Genomic DNA, 937 nt, shown 5'->3' on the forward strand with positions numbered 1-937 from the left:
CTCGTGCATTAGGCGGCGTGGTTGCTATCATTGGTGGGGTATTGGCTGCTGGCTAATCGCTACTAGCTGATCTTCACTAGCTAGTCTCTACTAGTGCTGCAACCCAGTTATCATGATAAATCTAAAAAGCCGCACAGATTTCTTGCGGCTTTTTGAGTTTAATTTTCTCGTCTTGTTCCATAGCTAGCTTTTTATAGAAAACGATAAAACTGTATCAAACTGAGATTTATATAAAAACACATATCAAATAGGGAATACCGATATGAATGACACTACTAATCACGCTATTAATGACACTATCATAAAAGTATCAAGAAACACGGACATTGCTCCGCAAAATTTACTGTCTACGCAAACTGTTGCTTTTTCGCATTACAACTATATCTCAGCGCAATTACCTGTCAATATTACTACCGGTGATTTGGTTGCGAACGATATAAAAGTCCAAGCCGCGCAGTGCCTAAAAAATATCAAAACCATTGTAGCAAGCATCGATCATGACATGAATGATGTGATCAAAATTAATATATTTTTAAAAAACATCGAAGACATTAAAGACATCGATACGATTTACCCCGCATTTTTTCAAGGCTATCTGCCGACACGGACGGTCATAGCAGTAGCAGCACTACCCATGGATGATGCTTTGGTACAAATGGACGCTGTTATCTCAAACGGTGAAGGTACGTATCCGCAAGCACCCGTTGAGCTGGTAAAAGTACCAAAAAACAATGAACAAGTACCAAAAGATTCAGTATCGCCGCATACGATCGCTTTTTCCCATTACAATAATATCTCAGCGCAACTGCCTGTCGATATTGAAACTGGTAAGCTGGTCGCTGGTGGTGTCAAAGAGCAGACGCAGCAATGCCTACAAAACATTGAAGCGATTTTAGAAAGTATCGACGTTCCTCTTCAAGAAATTGTCAAAGTAAAT

At 39.8% G+C, this 937-nt stretch carries 1 protein-coding gene; it reads left to right on the top strand.

The window, feature by feature from the left end; translation table 11 throughout:
* Positions 1 to 262: 262 nt before the first annotated feature.
* On the top strand, positions 263 to 937 hold a 675-nt coding region (locus ACS8FD_RS17665), incomplete at its 3' end, for a Rid family hydrolase (RefSeq protein WP_439276811.1).

This window comes from Psychrobacter sp. 1U2, from assembly GCF_051847575.1.